We start from the raw sequence: 2,947 nt of genomic DNA, 5'->3' as shown, positions 1-2,947 counted from the left end.
GCTCATTTGCGACTTCCTTATGTTAACATTTTCATCTTTCAATGTCAACTAAGTTTTTCATTTCGTTTGTCGCTTTCAACGTTGTTGTCATCGGCGACTTGTTTTATATTACACCCCTATTCAGTAATAGTCAACATTAATCTTTCGCTTTTTTAGAAAAGATGAAACAGCTACTCATATTCCTCTTTATTTTCCATACATATAATTAAAATATCCGAAAGGGGTGTAGGGGTTGTTCGATCCTACCTTATTACACATCATCAATGCTCATTCAAGAAATCCACACTATCATAAGAAGTTTCCTATCATTCTATTTTGGAGCCAAAAAAGTGGTTGTACTTCTCTTGCCAAGTGGTTCTTTTACCAAATTGATTTATTACAAACAGCTCTAAATTATAGCCCTTTCATTCATAATTATGAATATGATATATACAAAAATGCGCCTGCCTATAGTCTACGGCTAGGTATAGCGTTACGAGAAAAACAAAAAGAAACTTTTAAACTTGTTCGTAACCCTTATAAGAGAGCAGTCAGTTCTTTCGTATCCTTAATTGCACCTCCTTATATAGAAAATCCCGAATGGAAGCCTATCCGAAAGTTTCTATATCAAGACGAAAATTCGTCCAAAGGGCTCTCATTTAAACAATTTCTATACTATCTACTTATTAATGGGGCACAAGCAAATAGTATTAACCCTCATTTCACAAAACAATATATAGCTGATGAAGAAAAATATGTAACCAATTATATATACTTAGAAAACTTCAATCAGGATATGAAAGCATTAGAAAAGCGTTTCGAATTAAAAGCTGCACCAATAAATGAGTTTTCAACATCCTGGCATCATCAAACTCCCTCGATGATTTATAAAGGGAATTTTAGCGAATCCGATATTACTGACCCTTTATTCCCCCGTCTTCCAACTTTCGAAAGTTTTTATGATACTGAATGTATACAACTCGTTCAAACAATATTTCAAAATGATTTCAATACGTATAAATATAGCAAAGAATATCCATACTGATTTCAATCTATTATCTTTCCAAATAAAAAACACCTATATATAAGGTGTTTTTTATTTAAACTATATACAACATACTGCTTAGCATTCCTTACTATTCAAGTTATTCCTCTTTAATAACTTACTTATTTTTTGTTTATCTGCCCATCCTACCCCTATTAAAACTAAACTTCCTCCTATTACTATCTTCCAAGTTACAGACTCATCTAATAAAACAATTGAAGCAACAATACTTATTAATGGTAACGCATTTAAATATAACCCACTTACTGATGCCGAGACTGTCTCTAATGCTCTATTCCAAAGCCAATACGCTAAAATTGTTGCCCCTATAACAAGATACATTACACTAAATCCAGTCTTCCATGTTTCGATTTCTGGGAAACCATAGTAAAAAGTTTCTACCATTGCAAATGGTAATAAAATAACAGCTCCAATAATTAAAGTTAATGTTGTAAAAACCTTGTTTGATAAATACTGTTCTTGTTTTGGTCTTTTCAGCAATACTGTATAGAGGGCAAATAAGAAAGTGCTTAATAAAATAAGGGTATCTCCTATTAAAGATACTTCTTGATCCCCGTTACTAGATGGGATTGTAATAAGAAGTACTCCAATAGCCCCGAGTACAATACCAACCCAATAATTAAGCTTAATTTTTTCTTTCAAAAAGAACGCTGAAAAAAGAATTGTAACTAACGGTAAAGCAGCATCAATAATACTAACATGCAATCCACTTGTTAAAGAAATACCGTAGGATGTGAACATAAAGTAACCAGCTACACCAGTAAAAGATAGTAAACTCATTCTTTTCCACGGCACTTGTTTATGTACAACCGATCTTTTTAATTGTTTAAATGAAAATAGCAAACAAATTCCACCCGCGAAGAAAAGGCGAATAAATAACAAAGTAAATGGCTGAATAGATTCTAACGCCCACTTTGTTGGTGCAATGGCTGTTCCCCATAATATAACAGCTACTAATAACATGCATATTTCTTTCATAATCTCCCACACCCATCAAAAATATATGTTAATTACCTTAATTATAGATTTTTTGATGAATGAAATCCTTTAAAAACGAAAAAACATTGTATAAATTGAAACTTTAATCAGTGGGGGTTTACTTCAGCGCATGTCACATAGCTCAAAAGCATTGCGAAATGTTGGCTTGTACACGATGAAATAAAGTTACTTAAACAATAATAGGATGGTTACTGTAAAAGAAGTAGATACTGCCATGCAAGCCGATACGAACTACCCAGGAGTTCAATCAAACTCTGTTCAAGCGATTCGCAGAGCCTTATATGCAGAAGTGAAGAGCTTTTTTAAAGCGTTGGAACAATGGAAGAAAAATCCTGAGAAGTTCCCAAATTATTCTCGTTCCACTGACAAGCGAATCATTGAAATCTATCAAGTCCCTAAAGTGGATAATAACGGGCATTGGATAGTTCCGATGAATGTGGCATTCAGAAAAAATTCGGTTCCATTAAAATACGTATGCCGAAAAATTTAAGACAAAAAAATCTCCTACATTTAGATTGTACCGAAGCAAAAAGGTCGGTTCTTTGAGGTGCATTATACATATGAAATGCACGTTTCTCAAATGAAGAAACCATCCACGACTACGAGTAACGCTTTGAGTTACGATTTAGGTGTAGATAGATTAGTAAGTTACGTGACAAATCGTAGGGTAGCATGAATGCTAGAGCGTCAAACTGTCTAGCAATAGACGAAAAGACCTAGCGCTCGAACTCAAGCCCCCACTGAAAAGCCTTGTCTCACTGGGGTAGTTGACTTTAAAACGTCTCTATTTCATCCTTTTCCCTCTTTACGATTACTAAATATATGAATTATGACATTTGATATATAAAAATAAACACAAAAAAACCTAAGTCGAAACGACTTAGGCTTTTGCTTGGCGACGTC

2 protein-coding genes and 1 pseudogene are annotated in these 2,947 nt (G+C 33.8%); 2 read left to right on the top strand and 1 reads right to left on the bottom strand.

Going from position 1 to position 2,947, the window contains the following annotated elements:
• The first annotated feature begins 232 nt into the window (after positions 1 to 232).
• Entirely contained in the window at positions 233 to 1,024 is a 792-nt protein-coding gene (locus PDQ68_RS28390) for a sulfotransferase family 2 domain-containing protein (RefSeq protein ID WP_061182315.1), read from the top strand.
• A gap of 78 nt (positions 1,025 to 1,102) precedes the next feature.
• Here the strand turns inward: PDQ68_RS28390 and PDQ68_RS28385 are convergent, their stop codons facing one another.
• Positions 1,103 to 2,023 carry a DMT family transporter gene (locus PDQ68_RS28385; RefSeq protein WP_000658267.1) on the bottom strand — a complete coding sequence of 307 codons (921 nt, stop codon included), beginning with the start codon at positions 2,021 to 2,023 and terminating at the stop codon, positions 1,103 to 1,105.
• A gap of 118 nt (positions 2,024 to 2,141) precedes the next feature.
• Between PDQ68_RS28385 and PDQ68_RS28380 the strand changes: the two are divergent.
• Positions 2,142 to 2,705, top strand: a pseudogene (locus PDQ68_RS28380) (nuclease/transposase family protein); the annotation flags it as partial.
• Between the last annotated feature and the right edge of the window lie 242 nt (positions 2,706 to 2,947).

Source organism: Bacillus cereus group sp. Bc010 (assembly GCF_027716745.1).
In the GTDB taxonomy this organism is placed as follows: Bacteria; Bacillota; Bacilli; order Bacillales; family Bacillaceae_G; genus Bacillus_A; species Bacillus_A pacificus.
Note: the sequence above shows the minus strand (reverse complement) of the source record. Positions and strands in the feature narration are given on the sequence as shown.

Bases quoted from the DNA above. Each gene is read 5' to 3' on its own strand.
- PDQ68_RS28385 (WP_000658267.1), bottom strand. From the start codon at position 2,023: ATGAAAGAAATATGCATGTTATTAGTAGCTGTTATATTATGGGGAACA.